Genomic DNA, 1656 nt, shown 5'->3' on the forward strand with positions numbered 1-1656 from the left:
CCCCCGGCGTCAGAATAGTTGTCGTGTCGTCTGAATCTTAGACGAGGTCCGGGGGCGGTAGAATCGGCATGAATGAAAGCCTACTCAGCAGAACGAAAAGAAGCCCTGGTGCGTCGCATGATGCCGCCGGAAAATGTGCCGGTATCCGCGCTAGCGCGAGAAACGGGGATCACGGAACAAACGTTGTACGTGTGGCGCCGCGAGGCGAAAGGAAAAGGATTGGCCGTGCCGGGCGACGGGAAGAATGCCGAAGGATGGTCTTCGGAAGACAAGTTTGCCGTTGTATTGGAAACCGCCCCGCTGAACGCAGCGGAGCTGGCCGAGTATTGCAGGCGCAAGGGCCTGTATCCCGAGCAGATCGCCGCATGGCGGGCCTCGTGTGTGGCCGCCAACGCCAATGCTGCCGAGCAGGCGCGGGAGCAACGTCAGCAGTCCAAAGAAGACAAGCAGCGCATCAAGCAACTCGAGAAGGAGTTGCATCGCAAGGAGAAGGCACTGGCCGAAGCGGCGGCGCTGCTTGTACTTCGAAAAAAAGCCCAGGCGATCTGGGGAGAACAAGAGGACGACTGATCAACGTCCCGGATCGCCTGTTATGCATATCGTTGATTCGCGAGGCGGTGGGCTCGGGTTGCCGCCTGCACAAGGCGTGCGAAGAGCTAGGCCTGAGTGTGCGCACGTTCCAGCGTTGGGTTGGTGACGGCGACGCCGCACGCGCCGACGGCCGCAGCACGGCCAATCGACCACAGCCGCGTAACAAGCTGAGCGAGGCCGAGCGGCGGCAGATTCTGGAAGTGGCCAACAGCGCCGAGTTCGCGAGCTTGCCGCCCAGTCAGATCGTGCCGAGCTTGGCAGACCGTGGCGTGTACCTCGCATCGGAATCGAGCTTTTACCGCGTGCTGCGCGACGCTTCGCAGCAGCACTGCCGAGGTCGTGCGCGCCAACCTTCCCGGCATGTGGTCACCAGTCACTGTGCGACGGCACCGAATCAGTTGTGGTCGTGGGACATCACCTGGTTGCCCGCGGCGATCAAGGGCAAGTTCTACTACTGGTACATGGTCTTGGACGTGTTCAGCCGCAAGATCGTCGGGCATGAAGTGCAGGAAGCGGAATCGGCCGAGCTTGCCGCGTTGCTCATGCGGCGTACGAGCTTGGCCGAGGGCCTGGCAGGACGACCGCTTGTGCTGCATTCGGACAACGGCAGCGCGATGAAGGGTGCGACGATGCTCGCCACGCTGGAAAACCTGGGCGTAGTGGCTTCGTTCAGCCGTCCGCGCGTGAGCAACGACAACCCGTACGCCGAGGCGCTGTTCCGCACGTGCAAGTACCGGCCCGAGTACCCGCGTAAAGCGTTCGCAAGCGTCGATGCCGCGCGCGCTTGGACGCAGCAATTCGTGCGTTGGTACAACCATGTGCACAAACACAGCGGCCTGAAATTCGTTACGCCGGCGCAGCGTCACAACGGCGTTGCCACCGCTGTGTTGGCGCAACGCGAAGTGGTCTATGCGAAGGCCAAGGCGCGCAACCCGCACCGCTGGTCCCGTACGACTCGCAATTGGCAATTGACGGACGAAGTCTGGCTCAATCCGGAGCGTATGCCCCGAGCCGAATTAAAGCAGTGCGCGTGAAGCGACGCGACAACTACGTTGACAAACACCG

General features: G+C 62.0%; 1 protein-coding gene. It reads left to right on the forward strand.

Annotated elements, in window-relative coordinates:
* The first annotated feature begins 72 nt into the window (after positions 1–72).
* Positions 73–1625, forward strand: a protein-coding gene (locus DXT59_RS10175) for an IS3 family transposase (protein WP_240324465.1) whose coding sequence is annotated in 2 segments (ribosomal slippage) — positions 73–535 and positions 535–1625 — 1554 coding nt in all. Because the reading frame shifts where the segments join, the coding sequence is not laid out codon by codon here.
* The last annotated feature ends 31 nt before the right edge of the window (positions 1626–1656 follow it).

Origin of the sequence: Trinickia diaoshuihuensis (genome assembly GCF_003390925.1) — a bacterium.
GTDB lineage: Bacteria > Pseudomonadota > Gammaproteobacteria > Burkholderiales > Burkholderiaceae > Trinickia > Trinickia diaoshuihuensis.